The 25,087-nt window shown below is 72.6% G+C and carries 26 protein-coding genes; 7 read left to right on the forward strand and 19 right to left on the reverse strand.

The annotated features are described in order from the left end of the window. Positions 1-60 precede the first annotated feature (60 nt). Positions 61-384, reverse strand: a complete 324-nt coding sequence (locus tag QC029_RS18805; protein WP_279556863.1) for a PTS glucose/sucrose transporter subunit IIB — start codon at positions 382-384, stop codon at positions 61-63. 266 nt (positions 385-650) lie between these two features. Here QC029_RS18805 and QC029_RS18810 point away from each other — a divergent pair, with 266 nt between their 5' ends. Then, positions 651-1,958, forward strand: a complete 1,308-nt coding sequence (locus QC029_RS18810) for a PTS transporter subunit EIIC (RefSeq protein WP_279556864.1) — start codon at positions 651-653, stop codon at positions 1,956-1,958. Positions 1,959-2,021: 63 nt separating this feature from the next. Here QC029_RS18810 and QC029_RS18815 read toward each other — a convergent pair whose 3' ends face one another. From QC029_RS18815 to clpS, 8 genes are all read right to left on the reverse strand, one after another. Continuing rightward, positions 2,022-2,777: an MBL fold metallo-hydrolase gene (locus tag QC029_RS18815; RefSeq protein WP_279556865.1), complete on the reverse strand. Its 756-nt coding sequence runs from the start codon at positions 2,775-2,777 to the stop codon at positions 2,022-2,024. A gap of 228 nt (positions 2,778-3,005) precedes the next feature. After that, positions 3,006-3,956, reverse strand: a complete 951-nt coding sequence (locus QC029_RS18820) for a PLP-dependent cysteine synthase family protein (protein WP_279556866.1) — start codon at positions 3,954-3,956, stop codon at positions 3,006-3,008. Beyond that, entirely contained in the window at positions 3,956-4,234 is a 279-nt protein-coding gene (locus QC029_RS18825) for a MoaD/ThiS family protein (protein WP_279556867.1), read from the reverse strand. The genes QC029_RS18820 and QC029_RS18825 overlap by 1 nt, the downstream gene beginning before the upstream one ends. Before the next feature lie 99 nt (positions 4,235-4,333). Further along, positions 4,334-4,465 (reverse strand): putative leader peptide, encoded by a 132-nt coding sequence (locus QC029_RS18830; protein WP_336621599.1) that lies wholly within the window; start codon positions 4,463-4,465, stop codon positions 4,334-4,336. 89 nt (positions 4,466-4,554) lie between these two features. Then, entirely contained in the window at positions 4,555-4,986 is a 432-nt protein-coding gene (locus QC029_RS18835; protein ID WP_279556868.1) for a M67 family metallopeptidase, read from the reverse strand. Positions 4,987-5,089: 103 nt separating this feature from the next. Further along, positions 5,090-6,667, reverse strand: coding sequence for a sodium:alanine symporter family protein (locus tag QC029_RS18840; protein WP_279556869.1), 1,578 nt, complete (start codon positions 6,665-6,667; stop codon positions 5,090-5,092). Between the two features lie 462 nt (positions 6,668-7,129). Continuing rightward, positions 7,130-7,741: a DUF2017 domain-containing protein gene (locus QC029_RS18845; protein ID WP_279556870.1), complete on the reverse strand. Its 612-nt coding sequence runs from the start codon at positions 7,739-7,741 to the stop codon at positions 7,130-7,132. Continuing rightward, the gene (clpS, locus tag QC029_RS18850) at positions 7,741-8,052 is read right to left on the reverse strand and encodes an ATP-dependent Clp protease adapter ClpS (RefSeq protein ID WP_279556902.1); all 312 of its coding nucleotides are present in this window, start codon (positions 8,050-8,052) and stop codon (positions 7,741-7,743) included. The genes QC029_RS18845 and clpS overlap by 1 nt, the downstream gene beginning before the upstream one ends. Before the next feature lie 210 nt (positions 8,053-8,262). On the opposite strand from clpS, the gene QC029_RS18855 reads away from it, so the two are divergent. Together QC029_RS18855 and QC029_RS18860 are read left to right on the forward strand one after the other, a co-directional pair. Next, positions 8,263-9,597, forward strand: a complete 1,335-nt coding sequence (locus tag QC029_RS18855; protein WP_279556871.1) for a nicotinate phosphoribosyltransferase — start codon at positions 8,263-8,265, stop codon at positions 9,595-9,597. 169 nt (positions 9,598-9,766) lie between these two features. Beyond that, the gene (locus QC029_RS18860; RefSeq protein ID WP_279556872.1) at positions 9,767-10,360 is read left to right on the forward strand and encodes an isochorismatase family protein; all 594 of its coding nucleotides are present in this window, start codon (positions 9,767-9,769) and stop codon (positions 10,358-10,360) included. 59 nt (positions 10,361-10,419) lie between these two features. Here QC029_RS18860 and QC029_RS18865 read toward each other — a convergent pair whose 3' ends face one another. Both QC029_RS18865 and QC029_RS18870 read right to left on the reverse strand, forming a co-directional pair. Next, positions 10,420-10,764: a hypothetical protein gene (locus QC029_RS18865; protein WP_279556903.1), complete on the reverse strand. Its 345-nt coding sequence runs from the start codon at positions 10,762-10,764 to the stop codon at positions 10,420-10,422. Positions 10,765-10,945: 181 nt separating this feature from the next. Next, positions 10,946-13,336, reverse strand: coding sequence for an immune inhibitor A domain-containing protein (locus tag QC029_RS18870; RefSeq protein WP_279556873.1), 2,391 nt, complete (start codon positions 13,334-13,336; stop codon positions 10,946-10,948). 346 nt (positions 13,337-13,682) lie between these two features. On the opposite strand from QC029_RS18870, the gene QC029_RS18875 reads away from it, so the two are divergent. Continuing rightward, positions 13,683-13,949 carry a hypothetical protein gene (locus QC029_RS18875; RefSeq protein WP_279556874.1) on the forward strand — a complete coding sequence of 89 codons (267 nt, stop codon included), beginning with the start codon at positions 13,683-13,685 and terminating at the stop codon, positions 13,947-13,949. A gap of 230 nt (positions 13,950-14,179) precedes the next feature. Here the strand turns inward: QC029_RS18875 and QC029_RS18880 are convergent, their stop codons facing one another. After that, entirely contained in the window at positions 14,180-15,799 is a 1,620-nt protein-coding gene (locus QC029_RS18880; RefSeq protein ID WP_279556875.1) for an RDD family protein, read from the reverse strand. 273 nt (positions 15,800-16,072) lie between these two features. Here QC029_RS18880 and QC029_RS18885 point away from each other — a divergent pair, with 273 nt between their 5' ends. After that, positions 16,073-16,510, forward strand: coding sequence for an SsgA family sporulation/cell division regulator (locus tag QC029_RS18885; RefSeq protein ID WP_279556876.1), 438 nt, complete (start codon positions 16,073-16,075; stop codon positions 16,508-16,510). A gap of 67 nt (positions 16,511-16,577) precedes the next feature. Here the strand turns inward: QC029_RS18885 and QC029_RS18890 are convergent, their stop codons facing one another. Further along, entirely contained in the window at positions 16,578-17,063 is a 486-nt protein-coding gene (locus QC029_RS18890; protein ID WP_279556877.1) for an Lrp/AsnC family transcriptional regulator, read from the reverse strand. A gap of 122 nt (positions 17,064-17,185) precedes the next feature. Between QC029_RS18890 and hppD the strand changes: the two genes are divergently transcribed. Beyond that, the gene (gene hppD, locus QC029_RS18895) at positions 17,186-18,331 is read left to right on the forward strand and encodes a 4-hydroxyphenylpyruvate dioxygenase (RefSeq protein WP_279556878.1); all 1,146 of its coding nucleotides are present in this window, start codon (positions 17,186-17,188) and stop codon (positions 18,329-18,331) included. 143 nt (positions 18,332-18,474) lie between these two features. Beyond that, positions 18,475-19,842, forward strand: a complete 1,368-nt coding sequence (locus tag QC029_RS18900) for an FAD-linked oxidase C-terminal domain-containing protein (RefSeq protein ID WP_279556879.1) — start codon at positions 18,475-18,477, stop codon at positions 19,840-19,842. Between the two features lie 21 nt (positions 19,843-19,863). On the opposite strand, the gene QC029_RS18905 is transcribed toward QC029_RS18900, so the two are convergent. The 6 genes from QC029_RS18905 to QC029_RS18930 form a co-directional block, all read right to left on the reverse strand. Beyond that, on the reverse strand, positions 19,864-20,409 hold the full coding sequence (locus tag QC029_RS18905) for an RDD family protein (protein ID WP_279556880.1): 546 nt from the start codon (positions 20,407-20,409) through the stop codon (positions 19,864-19,866). Between the two features lie 133 nt (positions 20,410-20,542). Next, positions 20,543-21,352, reverse strand: coding sequence for a S16 family serine protease (locus tag QC029_RS18910; RefSeq protein WP_279556881.1), 810 nt, complete (start codon positions 21,350-21,352; stop codon positions 20,543-20,545). A gap of 77 nt (positions 21,353-21,429) precedes the next feature. Further along, positions 21,430-22,074 (reverse strand): helix-turn-helix domain-containing protein, encoded by a 645-nt coding sequence (locus tag QC029_RS18915; RefSeq protein ID WP_279556882.1) that lies wholly within the window; start codon positions 22,072-22,074, stop codon positions 21,430-21,432. A 439-nt stretch (positions 22,075-22,513) separates the two neighbouring features. Beyond that, positions 22,514-24,307, reverse strand: a complete 1,794-nt coding sequence (locus tag QC029_RS18920; RefSeq protein WP_279556883.1) for a DEAD/DEAH box helicase — start codon at positions 24,305-24,307, stop codon at positions 22,514-22,516. Between the two features lie 107 nt (positions 24,308-24,414). Beyond that, positions 24,415-24,813, reverse strand: a complete 399-nt coding sequence (locus QC029_RS18925; protein WP_336621600.1) for a Fic family protein — start codon at positions 24,811-24,813, stop codon at positions 24,415-24,417. Next, complete coding sequence (locus QC029_RS18930; protein ID WP_279556884.1) at positions 24,810-25,031, reverse strand: CopG family transcriptional regulator; 222 nt, start codon at positions 25,029-25,031, stop codon at positions 24,810-24,812. Before QC029_RS18930 ends, QC029_RS18925 begins: the two co-directional genes overlap by 4 nt. Positions 25,032-25,087: the final 56 nt, after the last annotated feature.

Genomic DNA, 25,087 nt, shown 5'->3' on the forward strand with positions numbered 1-25,087 from the left:
CGGGGCGGTCCGGTGGGCGGGGCCGCCCGGATCCGGTCCGGGCCGGTCCGGGTCAGGCGGTCACATCATGTCCTCGATCTCGGCGGCGATGGGGTCGGCGTCGGTGCCGATGACGACCTGGACGGCGGATCCCATCCTGACGACGCCGTGGGCGCCGGCGGCCTTGAGGGCGGTCTCGTCGATGAGGGAGGGGTCCTCGACCTCGGTGCGCAGACGGGTGACGCAGCCCTCGATCTCGACGATGTTGTCGATGCCGCCGAGCCCGGCGACGATGTTCTCCGCTTTGCCGGCCATGTCCTCCGCCTTCCCGCCGACCGCCGTCGGCCGTCTCGACTCGCATCGACCCGTCTCGCGTCCTATGTCCCCTATGGACCTGATTGGCACATTAACCTACGTCATGCGCACCTCGCGAGAGGGCCTTCAAGGGCTCCATACCGCTTCCCCGCCCCGCCGGGAAGACCGGGCGGGGCGAACCGCGTCCGGAGTACTGCATTCCGGCACTCTCCCCGCCGCCGCCGGCATCCTCGCCCGCCTGGTCCCCTTCGCGGCGTTTGATCGTGTTACAACCTGCCTACAGCATTTTGCGACACCTGTGATGCTTGCGCTGCGGAGGTGCGGCGCGGACCGCACGGCCCCACGGGAGGAAGCCGATGACCACGGCCACTGCTCAGGCATCCGACGACGGGCGCGGCGGCGGAGGGGGCGACGGGCGCGGGAGGGGCCGCGGCTCGGGCGCGATGGCGGTGGCCCAGCGCATCGGGCGCAGTCTGATGCTGCCGATCGCCGTGCTGCCCGCGGCGGCCCTGATGGTCCGTCTGGGGTACGAGGACATGCTCGGCCGGGAGGGCTTCCCCGACGCCGTCAACCGGACCGCCGAGTTCCTGGCGGCGGGCGGCGGGGCGCTGCTGGACAACCTGCCGCTGCTGTTCGCCGTCGGCATCGCGATCGGCTTCGCCCGGCGGGCGGACGGCTCGACGGGGCTGGCGGCCGTCGTGGGCTATCTGGTCTTCCAGCAGGTGATGGCCACCTTCACCGACCCCAATCTGCCGCCGGAGGAGGGCGTCGCCCGGCCGGCGGACGCCGGCGTCCTGGGCGGTGTGGTGATGGGCGTCGTCACCGCCCTGCTCTACCAGCGCTACCACCGCAGGAAGCTGCCGGACTGGCTGGGCTTCTTCGGCGGCCGCCGACTGGTGCCGATCCTGGCGTCGTTCGCGGGGCTGGGCCTGGGCGTCGTCTTCGGCTACGCCTGGCCGGTGCTGGGGGCGGCCATCCACGGCTTCGGCGAGTGGCTGGTGGGCTCCGGCGCGCTGGGGGCGGGCGTCTTCGGGACGGCCAACCGGGCGCTGATCCCGGTGGGCATGCACCACCTGCTGAACTCGTTCCCGTGGTTCCAGGCCGGTTCCCACGAGGACGGCGGGGTCCGCTACGAGGGGGACATCGCGCGCTTCCTGCACGGGGACCCGACGGCCGGGCAGTTCATGACCGGCTTCTTCCCCATCATGATGTTCGCCCTTCCGGCCGCCTGCCTGGCGATGTACCACTGCGCCCGGCCCGAGCGCCGCAAGGTGGTGGGCGGCATGATGCTCTCCATCGCGCTGACCGCCTTCGTCACGGGGGTGACCGAGCCGATCGAGTTCACGTTCATGTTCGTCGCGCCGGCGCTGTACGCGGTCCACGCGGTGCTGACCGGGGTCTCGATGGCGCTGAGCTGGGCGCTGGGGGCGCGGGACGGCTTCGGCTTCTCGGCCGGGGCGATCGACTTCCTGCTGAACCTGGGGATCGCGTCCAGGCCGTGGCTGCTGGTGGTGCTCGGCCTGTGCTTCGCGGCGGTGTACTACGCCGTCTTCCGGTTCGCGATCGTCCGCTTCGACCTGCCGACACCGGGCCGGGAGTCCGACGAGGAGGTCCCCGAGCAGGAGGCGACCCGGTACGACCAGCCGGACCGGTACAGGGCGTAGGCCGCGCCGCCGTGGACCGGCCACGGACCCGCCACGGACCGGCGGGGTGCGGCCGGGGTGCGGTCAGAGCTCGTAGACGGCTCCGGGACGGGCCATCTCCACCGGCCCGCCGAAGGCCGCCCGCGCGTCGCGCAGGTTGTGCCGGGGGTCGGTCCACGGCGGGATGTGGGTGAGGACCAGCCGTCCGACCCGGGCCTCCTCGGCGCACTCCCCGGCCTGCCGTCCGTTGAGGTGGAGCTCGGGGATGTCCTCCTTGCCGTCGGTGAAGGACGCCTCGCACAGGAAGAGGTCGGCGTTCTCGGCCAGGCCGCACAGGGCGTCGCAGGGGCCGGTGTCGCCGGAGTAGACGAGGGCCTTCCCGTCGTGCTCGACGCGGAAGCCGTAGGTCTCGACCGGGTGCCGCACCTGGTCGGCGGTGACGGTCAGGGGGCCGAGGCGGAAGGTGCTCCGGGGGGCGAGGTCGCGGAAGTCGAAGACCTCGCTCATGGAGGTGTCGGACGGGGTGTCGGCGTAGGCCGTGGTCAGCCGCTGCTCGGTGCCCTTGGGGCCGTAGACCGGGATGGCCTCGCAGCGCCCTCCCTCGTGCCGGTAGTACCGGGCCACGAAGTACGCGCACATGTCGATGCAGTGGTCCGCGTGGAGGTGGCTGAGCACGATGGCGTCGAGGTCGTAGAGACCGCAGTGGCGCTGCAGCTCGCCCAGGGCGCCGTTGCCCATGTCGAGCAGGAGCCGGTAGCCGTCGGCCTCGACGAGGTAGCTGGAGCAGGCCGATTCCGCGGACGGGAACGATCCCGAGCAGCCGACGACGGTGAGCTTCATAGGGGAAGGAACCTCCGTGGCCCGGAAGAGGGGTTACCTGAGCGTAAGGCGCATGGGGGCCGGTGGCTCCTCCACGGTGCTCCGTTGTGGGCGGAATCACCAGGGCGGGGGGGTGGTGAGGCGGGGATCACGCGGCGCGGGGCCGCGGGGTGCGAGCGCCCCCGTACGGCCGGGAACGGGCCGTACGGGGGCGGCGGGGAGCGGGCCGCGCGGGCCTGACGGGCCGGGTCAGGCCCAGAGCTGTCCCTGGAGGGCCTCGACCGCGGCCTCGGTGGTGGGCGCGGTGTAGATGCCGGTGGACAGGTACTTCCAGCCGCCGTCGGCGACGATGAAGACGATGTCGGCGCTCTGGCCCGCCTTGACGGCCTTGCGGCCGACGCCGATGGCCGCGTGGAGGGCGGCGCCGGTGGAGACGCCGGCGAAGATGCCCTCCTGGGCGAGGAGTTCGCGGGTGCGGGTGACGGCGTCCTCGGAGCCGACGGAGAAGCGGGTGGTGAGGACGGTCTCGTCGTACAGTTCGGGGACGAAGCCCTCGTCGAGGTTGCGCAGGCCGTAGACGAGGTCGTCGTAGCGCGGTTCGGCGGCGACGATCTGGATGCCGGGGACCTTCTCGCGCAGGTAGCGGCCGGCGCCCATCAGGGTGCCGGTGGTGCCGAGTCCCGCGACGAAGTGGGTGATCGAGGGCAGGTCGGCGTAGATCTCGGGGCCGGTGCCGGTGTAGTGGGCGCCGGCGTTGTCGGGGTTGCCGTACTGGTAGAGCATGACCCAGTCGGGGTGCTCGGCGGCGATCTCCTTGGCGACGCGCACGGCGGTGTTGGAGCCGCCGGCGGCCGGGGAGGAGATGATCTCGGCGCCCCACATGCCCAGCAGCTGGCGGCGCTCCTCGCTGGTGTTCTCCGGCATGACGCAGACCATGCGGTAGCCCTTGAGCCTGGCCGCCATGGCCAGCGAGATGCCGGTGTTGCCGGAGGTGGGCTCCAGGATGGTGCAGCCGGGGGTGAGCCGGCCGTCCTTCTCGGCCTGCTCGATCATGTGCAGGGCCGGGCGGTCCTTGATCGAGCCGGTGGGGTTGCGGTCCTCCAGCTTGGCCCAGATGCGGACGTCCTCGGACGGCGACAGCCGCGGCAGGCACACCAGGGGGGTGTTGCCCACCGCGGCGATCGGCGAGTCGTAGCGCATCAGCGCATGCCCCCGGCCACCGCGGGGAGGATGGTCACGTTGTCGCCGTCGCTCAGCTTGGTGGAGATGCCGTCCAGGAAGCGGACGTCCTCGTCGTTGAGGTAGACGTTGACGAAGCGGCGCAGCTCGTCGCCCTCGACCAGCCGCTCCCGGATGCCGCTGTGGCGGCTCTCCAGGTCCTCGATGAGCTCGGCGAGGGTGCCGCCGTTGCCCTCGACGGCCTTCTGGCCGTCGGTGTAGGTGCGGAGGATGGTCGGGATGCGGACCTCGATGGCCATGGGTGTGCTCCTCTGGGAGAAGGCCGGAAGCGGGAAGCGTGCGGGCCGTACGTGTGCGCGGGGTGCGGCCGGCGGGCCGCACGGGAGTGGCCGTCCGGGTCAGTCGCGGGCGGCGGCACAGCACCGACACGCGGCGCTGGCGAGGCGGCACAGATCGACGTGCAGGCGTGCCACGAGCAGCGTGCCCGGGGACGTACCCCGGCGGGTATCGCTCACGTCGTGGTTAACCATGGGCTCATCGTAACGATTCCCGCCTCCGGATTCGGATACCTGTTCCATCATGCGGACCCCGTCGTCTCACATGGTGGCAGGATCCGGGATCAGCCCTCGTAGGCGGGGACGACCCTGACCTCCTCCTCCGTGATCTCGCCGTCGACGATGCGGAAGGAGCGGAAGGAGAAGGGGCCCTCGTCGTTGCCGCACTCGGCGGTGGAGACCAGCACGTAGTGGGCGCCGGGCTCGTTGGCGTAGGTGACGTCGGTGCGCGAGGGGTAGGCCTCGGTGGCGGTGTGCGAGTGGTAGATGACCACCGGCTCCTCGTCGCGGTCGTCCATCTCGCGGTAGAGCTTCAGCAGGTCCGTGGAGTCGAACTCGTAGAACGTGGGCGAGCGGGCGGCGTTCAGCATGGGGATGAAGCGCTCGGGGCGTCCGCTGCCGGCCGGGCCCGCGATGACGCCGCACGCCTCGTCGGGGTGGTCCTGGCGGGCGTGGGCCACGATCTTGTCGTGCAGTTCCTGGGTGATGGTCAGCATGGGCGACAGCATAGGCAGGACGCACGGACGGGGCCCCGCCCGTACCGGTGTGCGGTACGGGCGGGGCCCCGCGCGGTGCCGTGCCGCCCGGGGGCGGCCGGTGTCACTTGGCGAGCGAGGGGGCCTCGCCGGCGCCGCCGGGCCCGGCGGCGCCGGCGGCCTCGGAGGCCTCGATCTGCTCGTCGCTCTCGCCGGCGTCGCGGCGGCGGATGTACTCGATGACGCGGCCCAGCTCCCGCTTGACGACGGGCGCCATCAGGTAGAGGCCGATGATGTTGAACACCGCGGCCATGAAGAGGAAGGAGTCGGCCATGGAGACCAGGGAGGACAGCGACATCAGCGCGCCGGCGACGACGATGAGGCTGAAGAGCACCTTGTAGGCGGTCTCACTGGCCTTGCTGCGGCCGAAGAGGTAGGTCCACGCCTTCAGGCCGTAGTAGCTCCAGGTGATGACCGTGGAGAAGGCGAACAGCAGGACCGCGACGGCCAGGATGTAAGGGAACCAGGAGATGGCGGTCTCGAAGGCGTCCGAGGTGAGCGAGACGCCGGAGGCGATCGGCTCGCCGTTGGCGTTGGCCTCGCGGGCCGCCTCCCAGCTCGGGGTGCGGGCGATGACGATGGTCAGCGCGGTCATGGTGCAGATGACGACGGTGTCGATGAACGGCTCGATCATCGCGACCAGGCCCTCGGTGGCGGGGCGCTTGGTCTTGACCGCCGAGTGGGCGATCGGAGCCGAGCCGATGCCCGCCTCGTTGGAGAAGGCGGCGCGCTGGAAGCCGACGATCAGGGCGCCGATGAGGCCGCCGGCCACGCCCTCGGGGGCGAAGGCGCCCACGATGATGTCCGAGATGGCGTCGGGCACGGCGGTGATGTTGGTCAGGATGACGAAGAGGCAGGCGACGATGTAGATGATCGCCATCGCGGGGACCAGCCGGCTGGTGACGGCGCCGATGGAGCGCATGCCGCCGATGAGGACCAGGGCGACCAGGGCGGCGATCAGGATGCCGAAGAAGAGGGCGCCGCCGGAGGTGCTGAAGACGCTGTCGTCGCCGCCGGTGACGGACTGGAGCTGCTCCAGGCTCTGGTTGACCTGGAAGAGGTTGCCGCCGAAGAAGGTGAAGAACAGCAGCGCGACGGCGGCGCCGAGGGCGAGCACCTTGCCCAGGCCGCCGAGGCCGCGCTCGTCCATGCCCCTGCGCAGGTAGTGCATGGGGCCGCCGGAGACGGTGCCGTCGGCGTGCACCTCGCGGTACTTCACGCCGAGGGTGCACTCGACGAACTTGGTGGCCATGCCGAGGAGGCCGCAGATGATCATCCAGAAGGTGGCGCCGGGGCCGCCGATGGTGACCGCGATGGCGACACCGGCGATGTTGCCGAGGCCGACGGTGCCGGAGACGGCCGAGGTGAGGGCCTGGAAGTGGTTCACCTCACCGGGAGCGTCCTTTTGGTCGTACTTGCCGCGCACCAGCTTGAGCGCCTTGGGCAGGTGACGGACCTGGGCGAAGCCGAAGTATCCGGTGAAGACCAGTCCGGCGACCACGAGCCAGCCGACGATCCAGGGGAACTCGGTGTCTCCGAGCGGAATGGTGTAGAAGACGATGTCGCTGAGATACGTGGCGGCCGGGTCGACGAAGTCGCTGATGGACTTGTCGATCTGGGTCGTCCAGGATTCGTTTGCCATGGGTTCCCTCTGGCTGTCGCGGCTGCGGGGACGTGTGGGGGTGGGTGCAACGGTGGTTGCCGGTGGTACGGCGGACGGACCAACCTCGTCGTCCGGTCTCGAGCGCAGTTTCCTCCGATGTTCTCCGAGTTGTAAGACACGGATAAAAATCGGGTTGGGAGTTCCTATCACGCTGCGCGACTGTGAAGGTGTGACCTGGATCACATGCTCACATTACGGTCGGGTCACACAAGGGAATCCAGGGAGAAATCGGGCAACCGTCATGCCCAAAAGCGCGGCGCATCCGATTACCGGAGAGTTTTCCTCACCCTGGGTGACTCGACGGGCTCGTAGCGGCCTTTTCATGTATGGCACAAACATTCCGGTCCGCCGGGGCCGGATCCGCACCGCACCGGCCCGCCCCGTCGGGCGCCGACACCGCCCCGCACCACCCCGTCGGGCGCCGGCGCCGGGCGCCCGACGTCAGGCGTCGGGCATCAGGGTCTCCACGAGCGACTCCTGGAGCGCACCCAGCCACAGGTACGCCATCACCATCGGCTTGCGCGGGTCGCCGTCCGGCAGCCCGTACAGCTCGTCGGCGTCCTCGTCGTCGGTGATCTCCAGCCGCGAGCCGATCGTCAGCCGCAGGTCGTTGAGCGTGCCGAGCCACTGCCGCGACTGCTCGGGGGTGAGGGTGAGCACCGCTCCCCCGTCGCCGCCGGGGGTGAGCGCGTCCAGGGTGCGCACGACGGCGAGGCCGTCCTCGCGCTTGCGGGCGCGCAGCTCGTTCTCGGTGAAGCGCCGGAACTCCGCGGCCGCCTCGCGCGTCCTCCGGTCCCGCTCGGCGCCGGGACCGCCGTAGGCGTCGGGGAAGAGCCGGGCCAGCGCCGGATCGGACGGCGGCTCGGTGGGGCCGTCGGCCATCAGCGCGGCGAGCGGGTCCTGCTCGCCGCCGGCCTCGTCGGCACCCGGGCCGGGCCCGATGAGCTCCAGGAGCTGGACGGCGAGGCTGCGCAGGATGGAGATCTCCACCTCGTCGAGCGCGGCGGCGGCGCCTCCGGGCACGTCGGCCGCGGGCTGGAAGAGCCCGGCCATCAGCGGTCCTGCTGGAGGGTCGCCCACAGGCCGTAGCCGTGCATGGCCTGCACGTCGCGCTCCATCTCCTCGCGGCTGCCGCTGGAGACGACCGCGCGGCCCTTGTGGTGGACGTCCATCATCAGCTTCCTGGCCTTCTCCTTCGGATACCCGAAGTAGGTCTGGAACACGTAGGTCACGTAACTCATCAGGTTCACCGGGTCGTTGTGGACGACCGTCACCCACGGGACGTCCGGTTCGGACACCGCCTCGGGGACCCGGTCCGACTCGGGGCGGGTGGTCTCGGTGGGCGCGACCGACAGCCGCGCCACATGGGCGGCGCCCGGACCGGGTACGCGGCTCGCGGCGCGCGGCCCCACGGCCGCGCCGGCAGGGGTCGTCGTCCGGCGTGTGTCGTCGCTCACGGGTCCCATGCTGCCACCCGGACCGGGTGGTGGCGCAAACGGGGCTCCGGCGGGCGGCCGCGCACGTCGGCGCCCCGATATCGTCAAAGTGACGAGATTAGGGGTACCATCCGTCCCATGAACACAGCAGACCTGGGCCTGCCGGTCGCCGTGCCGTCCACCGCCCTCTTCACCGACCACTACGAACTCACCATGGTGCAGGCGGCGTTGCGCGGCGGGACCGCCGACCGGCGCTCCGTCTTCGAGGTCTTCACCCGCCGCCTGCCCGAGGGCCGCCGCTACGGCGTGGTGGCGGGCACCGGCAGAGTGCTGGACGCGGTGGCGAACTTCCGCTTCGAGCCGGAGATCCTGGACTTCCTGCGCGAGCGGGGCGTCGTCGACGGGCCGACCCTGGAGTGGCTGGCCGGCTACCGCTTCCGCGGCGACATCAGCGGCTACCCCGAGGGCGAGGTGTACTTCCCCGGCTCGCCGATCATGCGCGTGGAGGGCACCTTCGCCGAGTGCGTGCTGCTGGAGACGGTGATCCTGTCGATCCTCAACCACGACTCGGCCGTCGCCGCCGCCGCGTCCCGGATGGCCGTCGCCGCGCGCGGGCGGCCGCTGATCGAGATGGGCGCGCGGCGCACCCACGAGCTGTCGGCCGTGGCCGCGGCGCGGGCGGCGTACGTCGGCGGCTTCTCCACCACCTCCGACCTGGCCGCGGGCTTCCGCTACGGCATCCCCACCGTCGGCACCAGCGCCCACGCCTTCACGCTGCTGCACGACACCGAGCGGGACGCCTTCACCGCCCAGGTGGAGGCCCTGGGCGGCGGCACCACGCTCCTGGTGGACACCTACGACGTGGCCGAGGCCGTGCGCACCGCCGTGGAGGTGGCCGGTCCGGGCCTGGGCGCGGTGCGCATCGACTCCGGCGACCTGCTGCTGCTCGCCCACCGGGTGCGGCAGCAGCTCGACGACCTGGGGGCGCGGGACACCAGGATCATCGTGACCAGCGACCTGGACGAGTACGCCATCGCCTCCCTCGCCGCCGCCCCGGTGGACGCCTACGGGGTGGGCACCCAGCTCGTGACCGGCAGCGGGCACCCCACGGCCTCGATGGTCTACAAGCTGGTGGCCCGCGCCGACTCCTCCGACCCCGGCGTGCCGCTGCGGCCGGTGGCGAAGAAGTCGATGGGCGGGAAGGCGTCGGCGGGGGGCGTGAAGTGGGCCGCCCGGCGGCGGGACGCGGACGGCGTGGCCGAGGCCGAGGTCGTCGGCACCGGGGAGGTGCCCGGGGAGCTGGCGGACCACCTGCTGACGGTGGACCTGGTCCGCGGCGGCGAGATCGTGGCGCGCGAGCGGCTGGAGGCGGCCCGCGAGCGGCACGTACGGGCCCGCGACGGGCTGCCGCTGTCGGCGACCCAGCTCTCGCGCGGCGAGCCGGTCCTGCCCACCGAGTACGCCGGGGGATGAGGCGCGCCGCGCGCCCGCGCACTCCCGCGGCGGACGCCGAGTGTCTAAGGTCGGACACGACCCCGCCTCCGTCCGCGTCATCCGCTCCGGTCGGCCCGCCCCCTCCGACCACACTGACCACTCCAGCCACACTGCCCACTCCAGCCACTCCAGCCGAAAGGTGTGCACCATGCACCGGGCCCTGATCGTCGTAGACGTCCAGAACGACTTCTGTGAGGGCGGCAGCCTCGCGGTGGCGGGGGGTGCCGACGTGGCCGCGGCCATCACCGACCTCGTCGGGCAGACGACCGCCGGGTACCGCCACGTGGTGGCGACCCGCGACCACCACGTCTCCCCCGGCGACCACTTCTCCGACCACCCCGACTTCCGCCGCTCCTGGCCCGCGCACTGCGTGGCCGGGACCGAGGGCGTGGGCTTCCACCCGAACTTCGCCCCGGCCGTCGCCTCCGGCTCGATCGACGCGGTCTTCGACAAGGGCGCGTACGCCGCCGCCTACAGCGGCTTCGAGGGGAGGGACGAGAACGGCGTCCCGCTCGCCGACTGGCTGCGCTCCCACGGCGTCACGGAGGTGGACGTGGTGGGCATCGCCACCGACCACTGCGTGCGCGCCACCGCGCTGGACGCGGCCCGCGAGGGCTTCCGCACGCGGGTGCTGCTCGGCATGACGGCCGGGGTCTCGGCGGAGACCACCGGGCCGGCGCTGGAGGAGATGCGCCGGGCGGGCGTCGAGCTGTCGGGCGAGCCGGTGGTGCGCGGGGCCTGAGGGACCCGGGGGACCGGGCCGGGGCCCACCCGGCCGGGTGCGCCGCGCCGCGCCGGCCGCTAGCCGGCGGCGGCGCGGCGCAGGGCCCCTATGGGCCTCCAGAAGCCCGTCTCGGCGCGCGTCCCGCCGTCCGGCCCGCCGGGCGCGTCCTGCGGCGCGGGGCGCCAGACCAGGCCGTCGGGGTGGTGCAGCACGGCGCTGATCTCGTCGGGGGTGGGCGGCTCGGTGTTGCCGCGCAGGTAGACCGCGCGCAGACCCAGGTTGCGCAGCCGGGTCAGGGCGCGGGAGCGGTTGGCCGCGTGGACCAGGAAGCGGGCACGCCGCTCACCGGGCCCCGGCCGGGGCACCGAGAGCGCCACGACCACGCTGCCGTCCGGCAGCCTGGTCCAGCCACCACCCGCCATCTTCACCACTCCCCCGTTATACATCACGTCAACAACAGGTCCGGCCCGTGGAGGCCCCGCGGGCGCCCCGCGGACGGTACGCGCATTCTCAGCACGATCGGCCGCCGCCCGCTAGGGGGCGACGGCCGACCGTTGCCTATCTCACCGCGATGACCTGGGGAAACGCGGCGTCATCCGGGTGTCACCGGGTGGAGGGTCCGACCCGGACGGTGATCGTCGAGCCGTTCAGCGGCTGGTTGACGATCGAGATGCGGGTGTTGGTGTCGGGCACCTTCACACCGGCGGTCGGGTTGGACTCGTCCCAGTACGTACCCTTTCGGTCGTCGAAGTACGGCTTGCCCGCCTTCCAGCTGACCTTGGTGGCCACGCCGTTCTTGTGCAGGGTCATGCCGCGCGTCGGGTACCAGCTGAAGGTGGAGTCGTACGACTGGATGCGGTTGCGCATCAGCGTCCCGTCGGCCCACTTCTCGGCCTTGGGGTGCGCGTCGATCGGCAGCACCAGACCCTCGCCCGGGTGGACGCTGGTGTTGTTGTCGAGCTGCGAGGTGTCCCACAGCCAGATCAGCAGACCGTTCTGGTAGGGGTAGCGCTCGACCCAGTCGGGGCGGGTGTTCGCCCAGCCGAAGTTGTACGGCCCGGTCTTCAGGGTCTTGTCGTACGAGACGTACTGGCGGTTCTCGGCGATGTAGAACTGCGGGTAGGAGTTGGAGAACGACTCCCCGATGCGGGAGAAGCCCTCCGTCGTCCAGCCGTTGTCGTCGCCCTCGGCGCCATCGGTGACGACGGCCCGGCCGTCGGCGGTGATGGTGATCTCGTCGGCGGTGAAGCCCTTCTCCGCCACACCGCCGTCGGTGCGGTAGTGGAAGCGGAGGTCGATCTTCTTGCCGGCGTAGGCGTCCAGCGGGAAGGACAGGTCCGCCCAGCCGCCGGAGGTGCCGTCCAGGGCGGGGGCGCCGCTGGCGTCCTCGCCGATCGGTCGGCCGTTGCTGGTGCCGCCCAGGGCGGTCCAGGTGGCGCCGCCGTCGGTGGAGACCTGGGTGTAGAGGTAGTCGTAACCGGCCTCGATCTCCCACCAGCCCTTGAGGTCGAGCGACGCGGAGGAGGCCCCGGTCAGGTCGACGCTGCGGGTCAGGGAGTTGCGCAGGTCGTCACCGCTGCCGCTCCACCACTGCTTGCTGCCCGCGGCGGGCTTGACGACGGTGGTCGTGACCTCCTTCTCGGGGAGTTCCACGATCAGCGCCTGCGGGTTCTTGCCCTGGTGGGCCGAGACGCCCAGCTTGTGCGTGGACTTGGTGGCGGCCTTGGCCGTCTCGTAGTCCAGCCAGCCCAGGGACAGCTTGTCCCAGGCGGTCATCTCGCCGGCCCAGTCGCCGATGGCGTCCTTGCCGTTGTTCAGCCAGGAACCGGAGGACATCAGGGTCCAGAAACCGGTGGAGTTCTCGCCGCCGTTGGTGTCGTACAGGTCCGGCAGGCCGAGGTCGTGGCCGTACTCGTGGGCGAAGACGCCCAGGCCGCCGTTCTCGGGCTGCACGGTGTAGTCGCCGACCCAGATGCCGGTGTCGCCGATCTCGGTGCCGCCGGCCCTGTTGAACTCCGGGCCGGTCCTGCCGTAGTCGGTGCCGTAGGCGTACCAGCGGTGCGCCCAGATGGCGTCCTCGCCCTGCGCGCCGCCGCCGGCCGACTCGTCCTCGCCCGCGTGGACGAACTGGAAGTGGTCGAGGTAGCCGTCGGGCTCGTTGAAGTCGCCGTCACCGTCGAAGTCGTAGCGGTCCCACTGGTCGTACTCGGCCAGCTGGGCCTTGATCTCCTCGGTGGTGCGGCCGGCGGCCTTCTGGTCGGCGGTCCACTGGTTCACGCCGTCGCGGACGGCGTCCCAGACGGTGTTGCAGGTGCTCTGGCCGCAGGCGTTGTTGCCGTAACGGGCCTCGTTGTACTCGACCTTGACCCAGTCGGAGACCATGCCGTCGACGGAGTACTTACCCGAGGACTGGGTCTCGTAGTACGTCTTGAGCGAGCCCTTGCCCTCCCCGAAGTAGATCTCCTGGAAGTGCTCCTGGCTGAAGTCCTCCTTCCACAGCGTGGTGTTGTCCTGCTCGCGGTCGGGCTCGGCGATCTGGTTGTGCAGCGGACCGGGGGTGCCGCCGAACCGGGGATCGACCTTGTCGCCGAACTCGAGGAGGATGGTGAAGATCTTGTCGGTCTTCGTCTGCTCCATCTCGACGTACTTGTCGTCGCCGAGCTTCATGACCTTGGAGCCGTTCTTGGTCACGGGCTTCTGGCCGGAAGCCAGCCGCTCGAGGGCCGCAAGGCGCTGGGAACGCTGCTTCTTGGTGAGCGGGCCGGGCAGGTCGTGGTCGACGTGCTTGCCGTCCTTGGCCTTCCCGTGCTTGTGGCCGTCCTTGGCGTGGTCACCGTGGGCGTGGTCCCCGTGCTCCGCGGCGGCCGGGTCGCGGCCGTCGGGTGCGGTGCCCTCGCTGGCGTAGGCGGTGCCGGCGGTCAGAAGGGTCGCCCCTATGACGGCGACCGTCGTGGCCAGTGCGGCGGATCTGATCGTCCTCCGTTGGCTCTTCACTAGGTATTGCCCTCCCCATGCATGGCCATGGCACGCGTGTGCACACGTGTGGAGGCATTCGACATGAGCGGCGGCCGAAAAAACAGTCCTTGATTTGAACACGCCACGCAAGTACGGTGTCCGACCACCCAGTTGCGGAGTCCGGAGACCGGACAGTAACGGTCGGCGGGCCACGGGTCCGAGGTGTGATTCCGTGCGCCCCTTGTGCATCGGCGTGTCCGCGACGATGGGTTAGGTCACGCTTACCCGCGGCCCCGTACGGGCATCCGGCATCGTAGAGTCGTTCGACGGACCACGTTCGCCGTCCGGCGACCTCCACCCCCGATCCCGGAGGACGGATTCCGTCATGCCGCGTCCGAATCCCGCACAGCTCGCCTACGGTTCGGCCACCGTCATCCTCTCGGCCCTCGTGATGCTGCTGGTGTCGCAGGCGCGTTCGGGGGCCGGGGTCGCGGTCGTCGCCTGTGCGGCGCTCGCGCTCGGACTGCTCGTCGCGGTCAAGGCGCCCGCCGGGCGCTCCCCGCGTCCGGCGACCGGTGCGGTGCCCGTTCAGCGCGGGGCCGAACGCACCGGGGACGAACGGCGGCTGGCGCAGACCTCGTCGCGCCGCTGACCCGGCCGGGGCGCGGGCCGGGGCGCGAAACGCCCCGGCGGTACGGCCGCTCCTTCCGCCGTCCCTCCCCCCGCCCCTTCTCCCACCTCTCCCGCCCGCTCTTCCACCACCGCCCCCGTCGGCGGGGCGGCGCGGCCGTCGGGTCCGTCGCGTCCTCATGCTCCGAGTCGACCGCGCCGGGGCGTACCGCGCATCAGGGGTGGGCCGTTCGGGGGACTCCCCACGGGGCGTCAGCCGGCCGGACCGGACTCCTGCGTGCCGCGCGCCACGAAGGTGCCCGCCGCCTTGTCGTGCCAGCACTGCCGCCACGGCCGGTCGAACAGGCACCACAGGACGTTCACCAGGCCGATCCCCACCAGCGACAGCAGTCCGTACACCAGCCAGCGGCGCAGCGCGGCGCCGAAGGACGGAGGATCCTGCTCCTCGATGTCGAGCACCGTGACGCCGAACAGCTTCTTGCCGAGCGTGCGTCCCCAGCGGGCGGTGGGCAGCACCTCGTAGAGGAGGCCGAACAGCAGCAGGGCGCCGAGCACGATCCCCAGGTAGACACCGGTCGTACCGTCGACCAGCCAGATCTGCCGCGTCTCGCCCGCCTGTTCGGCGGCCTCCACCTGCGCCCGGAAGTGGTCGGCGCTGGGACCGGCGAACGGGAGGGCCACCGCGGCGGCCACCGCCGCGGTGAGGACGCCGTCCACCAGGCGGGCGCCCAGCCGGCGTCCGAGCCCGGCGGGGCGGGCCTGCCGCTGGGCGGCCAGCAGGAAGGGGTCGCTGACCGGGGGGCGCCAGGGCACGATCTGCTCGGGGCCGCCGGGCTGCCCGGCCGGGAGGTGCTGCTGCGGCACGGCGGAGGCGGGCACGGGGGCGCTCGGCGCGGGGGCGGGCGCGGGGGCGCGCTGGGCCAGGTCGTGCACCTGCCGCGTCCACGAGGGCTGCTCGGGCACGGGGCCGACGGGGGCGGGGTTGACGGAGGCCGGGCTGACGGGAGCGGGGGCCGGCACGGGGGCGCTCGGCGCGGGTGCGGGTGCGGGTGCGGGGGCGGGGGCCTCGGCCCGGCGCAGCCCGACGGTGTCCTCGCGTCTGACGGGCCGTCCGCCCGCGGCCGGGGCGGTGCCCTCGGGGCGTACGGGCCGCATCCGCACGGTGCCCTCCGTACGCGGCGGCACGCCCTCGCCGTCCGCCGGCCCGGCGTCGGCGCGGTCCCGGCCGCCGCGGGGGTCGGAGCCCGGACCCAGCGCCTGCGGGGTGCGGCCCGCGCCCAGCGCGGGGGCGGGGCCTGCCGCTCCCCCGCCGCCCGCGCCCCAGGAGACGCGGGCGTCGCGCTCCCCGTCGAATCCGGCCTGCCGGGCGGCGTCGGCCTGCCACGCGGACGCGGGCTCGGGCCGGTTGCCGTGCAGCCGGGAGGGGTCGTCCCAGGTGGTCATCCGGTCGCCGGGGCGGACCTCCACCTCTCCGCGCCCGCGCACCTCCGGCAGCGAGCCGCCCGGGCCGGGCGCCGGCGGCGCGGACGGGCCCGCGCCGTCGCCGGGCTCCTCCTCGTCCAGGAAGACCGGGCCCGTCTCCTCCCGCGCGGACTCCTCCGGCACGGACGGCGCTGGTGACGCGGGTGACGGGGGCGATACGGACGACGCGGGCGACGCGGGTGACACGGGCGACGGGGACGGCTGCGGGACCCGCACCGCCACCCCGGGGGGCGCCGCGGGCATCGGCTCGCCCTCGCGGGGCTCGGGGCGGCTGGTCCCGGGCACCCATGCGGCGCCGTTCCAGTAGCGGATGTACCCCGGGATGGAGGGATCGGGGTAGTAGCCCGGGCCCGGGCTGCCGTTGGCGGATGCTGACGGAGGGGCGCTCATGTGTCCGGTCCCGTATCTGCTCGGCCGTTGATGTGGCGTGTGTCGCTCCCCGTCCGGCGGCGCAACCGGGGAGCCCTGGGTCCACATCTACCAGAGAGAGGACGCCCCTCGCCCCGGCCACCGGCGACCCGACCCCCATCCAGCGACAGCGGAACCCGCCGGCCCGCCGAACGGAACGCACCACGACGTACGGCCTGCGCCCTCCCCCTCCCCGCGGGGCCAGGAGAATCCCCGGCAACTCCCGGAAGAGCCGCACACGAAAGGGCGCACCGCATGGACACTCCGATCGAACGCGAACTGACGCTGGACCTGGTCCTGTCCCCCGAGCACAGCACCACCGTCCCGGCACGGCTCAGCTACCACGTGCACGACCCGTACGCCGTGCACCTCACCTTCGACACCCTCTCCGAGCACCCCGTGCGCTGGAGCTTCGCCCGGGAGCTGCTGGTGGAAGGGGTGTTAAGGCCGTGCGGGCAGGGGGACGTGAAGGTCTGGCCGGCCACGGTCGGCGGTCGCGGCGCGGTCTGCGTCGCGCTCTCCTCGCCCGGCGGCGACGCGCTGCTGCGGGCCCCGGCCGCGGCCGTCACGGCCTGGCTGGAGCGCACCCTGCGGGCGGTGCCGCCCGGGAGCGAGCGCGAACTGCTCGACCTGGAGGGCGGGTTGGAGAGGCTGCTGGCTCCCCTGGACGGCTCCGACGAGGCGGGGGTCTAGGTCCTCCGGGAGCGGTCCTCCGCGGGGCGGGGCGCCCTCGCCGGCGGCTCGGGACCGAGGCGGCGCGTCAGGGCGCCGGCCGTTCCGCGTCCCTGGCGGCCTGGCGCACCAGCGGGACGATCCGCAGCGGCACCGGGTTCTCCATGACGATGGCGGTGGAGGCCCGCACGATGCCCTCGAACCCCACCACCTTGTCGATCACCCGCTGGAGGTCGGCGTTGGAGCGGGCCACCAGCCGGCAGAGCATGTCGCCGCGCCCGGTGATGGTGTGCAGTTCCAGCACCTCGGGGACGGTCGCCAGATGCGCCCGCACATCGCGGCCCTGCCCCTGCCGGATCTCCAGCGTGGCGAAGGCGGTGACCGGGTAGCCGATGGCCGCGGGATCGACGTCGGGGCCGAAGCCGCGGATCACCCCGCCGCTCTGCAGCCGGTCCAGCCGCGCCTGCACGGTGCCGCGGGCCACGCCCAGGCGGCGGGACGCCTCCAGCACGCCGATGCGCGGCTCGGCCGCCAGCAGCTCCAGCAGCCGGCCGTCCAGCTCGTCGATGCCCATGGCCTACCTCCCGGTAGTCATACTGTACAGATCGCCCGGAGTGATGGCGTTGATGCTGTACAAATTGCTCAGCCGTCACGGGAACTATTGCGCATCTTGTGGAACAGCGGGAGCCTGCGGCCATGACTGAGACCATGCACAACACCCCCAGCACCGCCCGGCAGGCCGATCCCTTCCCGGTGAAGGGGATGGACGCGGTCGTCTTCGCCGTGGGCAACGCCAAGCAGGCCGCGCACTACTACTCCACGGCCTTCGGCATGAAGCTCGTGGCCTACTCCGGCCCCGAGAACGGCAGCCGCGAGACCGCCTCCTACGTCCTGGAGTCGGGCTCCGCCCGCTTCGTCCTGACGTCAGTCATCAAGCCGGCCACCGAGCGCGGCCGGTTCCTCGCCGACCACGTCGCCGCGCACGGCGACGGCGTGGTGGACCTGGCCATCGAGGTCCCCGACGCCCGGGCCGCGTACGCCTACGCGATCGAGCACGGCGCCACCGGCCTGGAGGAGCCCCACGAGCTCAAGGACGAGCACGGCACCGTCGTCCTCGCCGCCATCGCCACCTACGGCGAGACCCGCCACACCCTGGTGGAACGCTCCGGCTACGACGGCCCCTACCTGCCCGGCTTCACCGCGGCCGACCCGGTCGTCGCGCCGCCGGAGAAGCGGTTCTTCCAGGCCATCGACCACTGCGTCGGCAACGTCGAGCTCGGCAGGATGGACGAGTGGGTGACCTTCTACAACAAGGTCATGGGCTTCACCAACATGAAGGAGTTCGTGGGCGACGACATCGCCACCGAGTACTCCGCGCTGATGTCGAAGGTCGTGGCCGACGGCAGGCGCAAGGTGAAGTTCCCGCTCAACGAGCCGGCGATCGCCCGGAAGAAGTCGCAGATCGACGAGTACCTGGAGTTCTACGGCGGCCCGGGCGTGCAGCACATCGCGCTCGCCACCAACGACATCGTCGCCACCGTGCGGGCCATGCGCGCCGCCGGCGTGCAGTTCCTGGACACCCCCGACTCGTACTACGACACCCTCGGCGAGTGGGTGGGCGAGACCCGGGTGCCGATCGAGGAGCTGCGCGAGCTGAAGATCCTCGCCGACCGCGACGAGGACGGCTACCTGCTGCAGATCTTCACCAAGCCGGTCCAGGACCGTCCGACGGTGTTCTTCGAGATGATCGAGCGCCACGGCTCGATGGGATTCGGCAAGGGCAACTTCAAGGCCCTGTTCGAGGCGATCGAGCGCGAGCAGGAGCGGCGCGGCAACCTCTGACCCCCGCCCCGGACCTTCCGTCCCGCCCCTCCCGCGCACCGCGTGCGCACCGCGGCCCCGCTCCCCTGACGGCGGGGCCGCGGCCCGTCCCCGGCCCGTCCGGCGGCGTTGCCCGGGCGGGCCGCCGGTGTCACGCTGGCGCCATGAGCGCGCTGATCGAACGGCTGCGTGACGGCCTGCCGGCGCAGGCCGTCCTCACCGATCCCGATGTGACGGCCTCCTACTCCCACGACATGGCGAGCTTCTGCGAGGCCGGTACGCCCGCGGCCGTCGTCCTGCCGCGCACGGTCGAGCAGGTGCGGCACGTGATGCGCACCGCGACACGGTTCCGGGTGCCCGTCGTCCCGCAGGGCGCCCGCACCGGGCTGTCCGGCGCGGCCAACGCCGTCGACGGCTGCGTCGTGCTGTCGCTGGTGAGGATGGACCGCATCCTGGAGATCGACCCGGTGGAGCGGATCGCGGTCGTCGAGCCGGGCGTGGTCAACGCGCGCCTGTCGCGGGCCGTGGCCGAGCTGGGCCTGTACTACCCGCCCGATCCCTCCAGTTGGGAGCAGTGCACGATCGGCGGCAACATCGGCACGGCCTCCGGCGGCCTGTGCTGCGTGAAGTACGGCGTCACCGCCGAGTACGTCCTGGGCCTGGACGTGGTGCTGGCCGACGGGCGGCTGATGTCCACCGGCCGCCGCACCGCCAAGGGCGTGACGGGCTACGACCTGACCCGGCTGTTCGTGGGCTCCGAGGGATCCCTGGGCGTCGTCGTCGGCGCCACCCTGGCCCTGCGGCCCCGTCCGCCGCGGCAGTTGGCGCTCGCCGCGGAGTTCCCCTCGGCCGCCGCGGCGTGCGACGCGGTCTGCCGGATCATGGCGGAGGGGCACACCCCCTCGCTGCTGGAGCTGATGGACCGCACCACGCTGCGCGCGGTCAACGACCTGACGGGGATGGGCCTTCCGGAGACCACCGAGGCGCTGCTGCTGGCCGCCTTCGACACCCCCGATCCGGCCGCCGACCTGGCCGCCGTCGGCGCGCTGTGCTCGGCGGCCGGCGCCGGCGAGGTCGTCCCGGCCGAGGACGCGGCCGAGTCGGAGATGCTGCTGCGGGCCCGGCGTTCGGCGCTGGTGGCCCTGGAGGCGGTCCGCGGCACGACGATGATCGACGACGTGTGCGTGCCCCGCGGCCGGCTGGCCGACATGGTGGAGGGGGTCGCCGCCATAGCGGAGAAGCACGGTCTGACCATCGGCGTCTGCGCCCACGCGGGCGACGGCAACACCCACCCCACCGTCTGCTTCGACGGCCGCGACGAGGACGAGGCGCGCCGGGCGCGGGCGTCGTTCGACGAGATCATGGCGCTCGGCCTGGACCTGGGCGGCACGATCACCGGGGAGCACGGGGTGGGCGTGCTCAAGAGGGAGTGGATGGCCCGCGAGCTGGGCCCGGTGGCCATGGAGATGCAGCGCGGCATCAAGCGGGTCTTCGACCCGCTGGGCCTGCTCAACCCGGGCAAGCCGCTGTGAACGGCCCGCCCGGGAAGCCCGTCACCTGGTGCGGACCACCACGGTGCGCACGATCTTGTCGTGCAGCCCCTGCCGGAAGGGCTTGTCCCAGGTGCACCACAGGTAGGCGAGCGGTACGCAGACGGCGTTGTTGATGAGCCACGCCATCAGGTGCCGTCCCATCGCCGCGCCGAAGCCCACCGGCGCGCCGGTCTCGATGCGCGCCACCTTCAGCCCGCACAGCCGCTTGCCGACGGTGCCGCCGGTGGCCGTGAGGACCGGGTCGTAGAGGAAGATCGCGAAGAGCAGCGAGAAGACGATGCCGGTGACCGCCAGCCCCTCCGTCACGCCCTCGGGGTCGCCCTCCAGGTACAGGGAGCACGGCACGGTGATCCCCGCGATGATCGCCGCCATGACGAGCCCGTCCACCAGCTTCGCCAGGAACCGCCTGCCCAGCGGGGCCACCAGCTCCGGCGGCGGGCCCGGCAGCGGGGGCGGCGCGTACGCGTACGGCGGGGGCGCGGGGTAGCCGGGCGGCGGCGTGTAGGGCGGGGGCGTGGTGGGCGGCGGGGACATCGGGTGGCTCATGTGCGGTATCCAAGCAGTGTCCGCCCGGGCCGCCAAACCGCCGCCGAATCGCTGTCGCCGCACCGGAGAGGCGGCCGGGCGGACCGGTGGCCGGGCGGGGGCCGGGACGGCCGCCGGGGTGCGCCTCCGGGGGCTAGCAGCTCGGTACGTGGCCGCCGTCGCGCAGTGCCCGCAGCGCGCTCAGCGCGCCCTCCAGCGTGGTGACGGGGACCAGGCGCAGGCCCTCGGGGAGTTCGGCCCGCGCGTCGCCGCACTCCGCCTCGGGGACCAGGAAGACGGTGGCGCCGTCGCGCGCCGCCGCCTGGGTCTTGAGCGGGACGCCGCCGACCGGTCCGACCTCGCCGCGCGCGGTGATGGTCCCGGTGCCCGCGACCGTACGGCCGCCGGTGAGGTCGCCGTCGTCGATCTCGTCGACGATGCCGAGGGCGAACATCAGCCCGGCGCTGGGACCGCCGACGTCCGCGAGGCGCAGCTCCACCTCCACCTCGTCACCGGACAGTCCCAGCCGGCGCAGCGCGGCCGTCACGGCCTCCTCCTGCGACTCCTCCATCTGGGCGGTGGTGTGCTCCTCGATCTCCTCGGCGTCGTCGCCGACCGGGTAGACCGAGTCGCGCGGCATCACCGCGCGGTCGGTGTCGAACCAGGCGTCCACCACGTCGGCCAGCCGCACCGTCGTGTCCGGCGCCGTCGCCGCGATGGTGGTCGCGAGCAGCCGCCCCTCCGTCTCCTCCGTCCCGTCCGCCCCCGGGTCGCCGGCCCCGGGATCCCCGGCGCCGGTGACGGTGATGACCTGCCTGCCCTGGTACTCGCCCAGGACGTCCGCGGTGATCCCGGGCTGGGCGACCGAGAACGGCAGCGGGACGAGCGCGGCGACCGCGAGCAGCGCGGCGACGAGCGTCCCGCAGATCGCGAGGGCGCGGGTGCGGGAGGTCAGAGCTGGCATGGGAGTGAATCTAGTTCACCGCGGCCGCGCACGCGCCGCCGGGCACCGCGCCGCCCGGCGTCCGGGACCGGCGTCCGTCACCGCAGGAAGTCGGCGACCTCCTGGGCCGCCTGCACCACGCGGGGCCCCACCTTCTGGGGCACCGACTCCGACAGCATCACCACGCCGACGCTGCCCTCGATGCCGTTCACGCCCATCAGCGGGGCGGCGGCGCCGCAGGCGCCCGCCTCCAGTTCGCCGTGGGTGAGGACGTAGCCGTCCTCCAGCTCGCGGTCCGGGCGGCGCCCGGCGAGGATCGCGCGCCCCGCCGCGCCCTTGTCGAGCGGGTGGCGGAAGCCGGTGCGGTAGGCCACGTGGTAGTCGGTCCAGCTCGGCTCGACGACGGCGACGGCCAGCGCCTCGTTGCCGTCCACCAGGGTGAGGTGGGCGGTGGCGCCCACGTCCTCGGCGAGCGCCCGCAGCGCCGGCAGGGCCGCCTCCCGCACCAGCGGGTGCACCTGCCGTCCCAGCCTCAGCACCCCGAGCCCGACGCGGGCCCGGCCGCCCAGGTCCCGGCGTACGAGGGAGTGCTGCTCCAGGGTCGCGAGCAGCCGGTAGACGACCGTGCGGTTGACCCCGAGCTTGTTGGAGAGTTCGGTGACGGTCAGGCCGTGGTCGGTGTCGGCGAGCAGTTTGAGGACACGCAGTCCCCGGTCGAGCGTCTGAGATGTCTCCGCGGTCACGACGCCCCCCTCCTCGGGTGTGTGCCGACGGCTCCGCTCCGGAAGGTGCGCCGCCGGTCCCGTCGGCGGACGCGCGTGCTGTTCCCGGAAAGCCGCCGGTCGCGTTGGCGGGCCGCACCGGCTGCACTCCGAGGCGACGCTGCCACGGTGCGTGTGCGTGACGCGAAACCTAGCGACCCCATCCGCCGACCGGAAGACTCTGTCCAGAATCCGGGCATCACTGGCATGGTTTATCCGCATTGCGTACAGCCGCAGGTCACGGCGGTCCGGCCCACGCCCTGGGCACGTTCCCAGATCTACGCGCATAGCGCACAGTCGCACGTAACGGCGCTCGTGGCGCTTACCGGGCGGTACGGGACGGCGGAGGGCGCGGACGCCACCGCGTCCGCGCCCTCCGTCCCCGTCCCCGTTCCCGTCTCCACGTCCGGGTGCGTCCCGGTCACCGCATCCGGGTGGCCCACTCCCGCACCTTGGCGATCCTCTGCTGGAGCTGCCCGGCCGTCGCCTCCGCGGTCGGCGGGCCGCCGCAGACCCGGCGCAGCTCGGTGTGGATCACACCGTGCGGCTTGCCGCTCTGGTGGGAGTACGCGCCGACCAGCGAGTTGAGCTGCCGCCGCATCTCCAGCATCTCCTTGTGCGTGACCACCGGACGCTTCTCGGCGGGCGTCTCCAGCAGGTCGGCCTCGGCGTCCGGCCTGCGGCGGCTGTGCGCGATCTGCCGCGCCTGGCGCTTCTGGAGCAGCAATTGCACCTGGTCCGGTTCCAGCAGGCCGGGGATGCCCAGGTAGTCCTGCTCCTCCTCGCTGCCGGGGTGGGCCTGCATGCCGAACTCGGCGCCGTCGTACATCACCCGGTCGAAGACCGCGTCCGACTCCAGCGCCTCGAAGGGCAGCTGGTCCTGGTCGCCGGTGTCCTCGTCCTGCTGCCTCTCGGCCTCCTTGAGGAGGTCGGCCTCCTCCGCGTACGGGTCCTCCTCGGCGTCCCCGCCCTTCTTGGGCCTGTCCAGGACGTGGTCGCGCTCGACCTCCATCTCGTGGGCGAAGCCCAGCAGCATGGGGATGGTCGGCAGGAAGACGGACGCGGTCTCGCCGCGGCGTCTGGACCGCACGAAGCGGCCGACGGCCTGGGCGAAGAACAGCGGCGTGGAGATGGTCGTGGCGTAGACCCCGACCGCCAGGCGGGGGACGTCCACGCCCTCCGACACCATGCGCACCGCCACCATCCAGCGGTCGTCGGAGCCGCTGAACTCCTCGATCCGCCCGGACGCGCCGGCGTCGTCGGAGAGCACGACGGTCGCGGCGGTGCCGGTGATCTCGCGGATCAGCTTGGCGTACGCCCGCGCCGAGTCCTGGTCGGTGGCGATCACCAGGCCGCCCGCGTCCGGGATCGCCTTGCGGACCTCCGTCAGCCGGGTGTCGGCCGCGCGCAGCACGCTGGGCATCCAGTCGCCGCGCGGGTCGAGCGCGGTGCGCCACGCCTGGGAGATCGCGTCCTTGGTCATCGGCTCGCCGAGCTTCGCCTCCAGCTCGTCGCCCGCCTTGCTGCGCCAGCGCATGTTGCCGCTGTAGGACAGGAAGATCACCGGGCGGACGACGCCGTCGGCCAGCGCCTTGCCGTAGCCGTAGGTGTAGTCGGCCACCGAGCGGCGGACGCCCTCGCCGTCCTCGGCGTAGGTGACGAACGGGATGGGGTTGGTGTCCGAGCGGAAGGGCGTACCGGTCAGGGCGAGACGGCGCGTGGCCGGCTCGAACGCCTCGAAGCACGCCTCGCCCCAGGAGCGGGTGTCGCCGGCGTGGTGGATCTCGTCCAGGATGACCAGCGTCTTGCGCTGCTCGCAGCGGTTGCGGTGCAGCATCGGCCGTACGCCGACGCCCGCGTACGTCACCGCGACCCCGTGGTACTCCCGGCCCAGGGGGCCCGCGCTGTACTCGGGGTCCAGCTTGATGCCCACTCTCGCCGCCGCCTCGGCCCACTGCTTCTTCAGGTGCTCGGTCGGCGCGACGACGGTCACCTGCTGCACGACGTGGTGGTGCAGCAGCCAGGAGGCCAGGGTGAGCGCGAAGGTCGTCTTTCCCGCGCCCGGGGTGGCGACGGCGAGGAAGTCCCGCGGCTGCTTCTCGACGTACAGGTCCATCGCGGCCTGCTGCCAGGCGCGCAGCTTGCCCGCCGTGCCCCAGGGGGCGCGGCCGGGGAACGCGGGCGAGAGGTGGTGGGACGTGGTCGTGGTAGTCACGGTCTCCGCTGAACTGGGTCGGCGATCGGCAACCGCGTCAGACTACCGGGGCCCTCGGCCCGCCATCCGGGTGACGCCCCGGTCGGCGGGCCGGGGTGCGGTCCATGTCACAGATCGCCGCGCAGCGCCCGCAGGGAACCCGCGATGAGCGACACGTCCTCCGGCTTGCCCGCGGCGATGTCGACCACGATGCCGACCACGATGCCGTACGCGCGGTCCTGGTCGACGTCCGTCATGTCCACCCCGTTCAGGTCGGGGAAGACGGCGGTGCACATCCGTGCCAGGCGCTTGCTGCCGTCCACCAGCGGGCAGTTCGGGACCGGCGGGCGCGGCAGCGCGGCCGCCTTCTCGAGGAGACCGGGGTACGCCTCGATGCCGAACATCCGCGGCCGGGGACGGAGCAGAGCGGTGTCGAGCAGTCCTGGGTCGCGGACCGCGATCTCCTGCCCCCGCAGGCGAGCTCGGCCAGGTCCGGTGCGAACCGGACCGACAGGTACCTCACTCACTCCCCCAGCCTTCGCAGCAGGTCCGCGTGCTCGGCTGCGTACTCGACCGCGTGCTTGGCCGCGTACTTGACCGCGTGCTTGGCCCCCGGCTTGCGGACCGTCGCCCGGTCCGCCTCCCCCACCGGATAGCGCTCGATGGCCTGGATCGCCATGGCGTGCACGCTCCTCCCCTCCTCCTCGGCACGCCGCTCGAGGGCCTCCTGGAGCTCATCGGACATGCGCGGGTTCATGGCCGTACCAGGCCGGTATCGCCAGTGACCCCATCGTGGTGCCG

Origin of the sequence: Streptomyces sp. DH37 (assembly GCF_029813835.1) — a bacterium.
Taxonomy (GTDB): Bacteria; Actinomycetota; Actinomycetes; order Streptomycetales; family Streptomycetaceae; genus Streptomyces.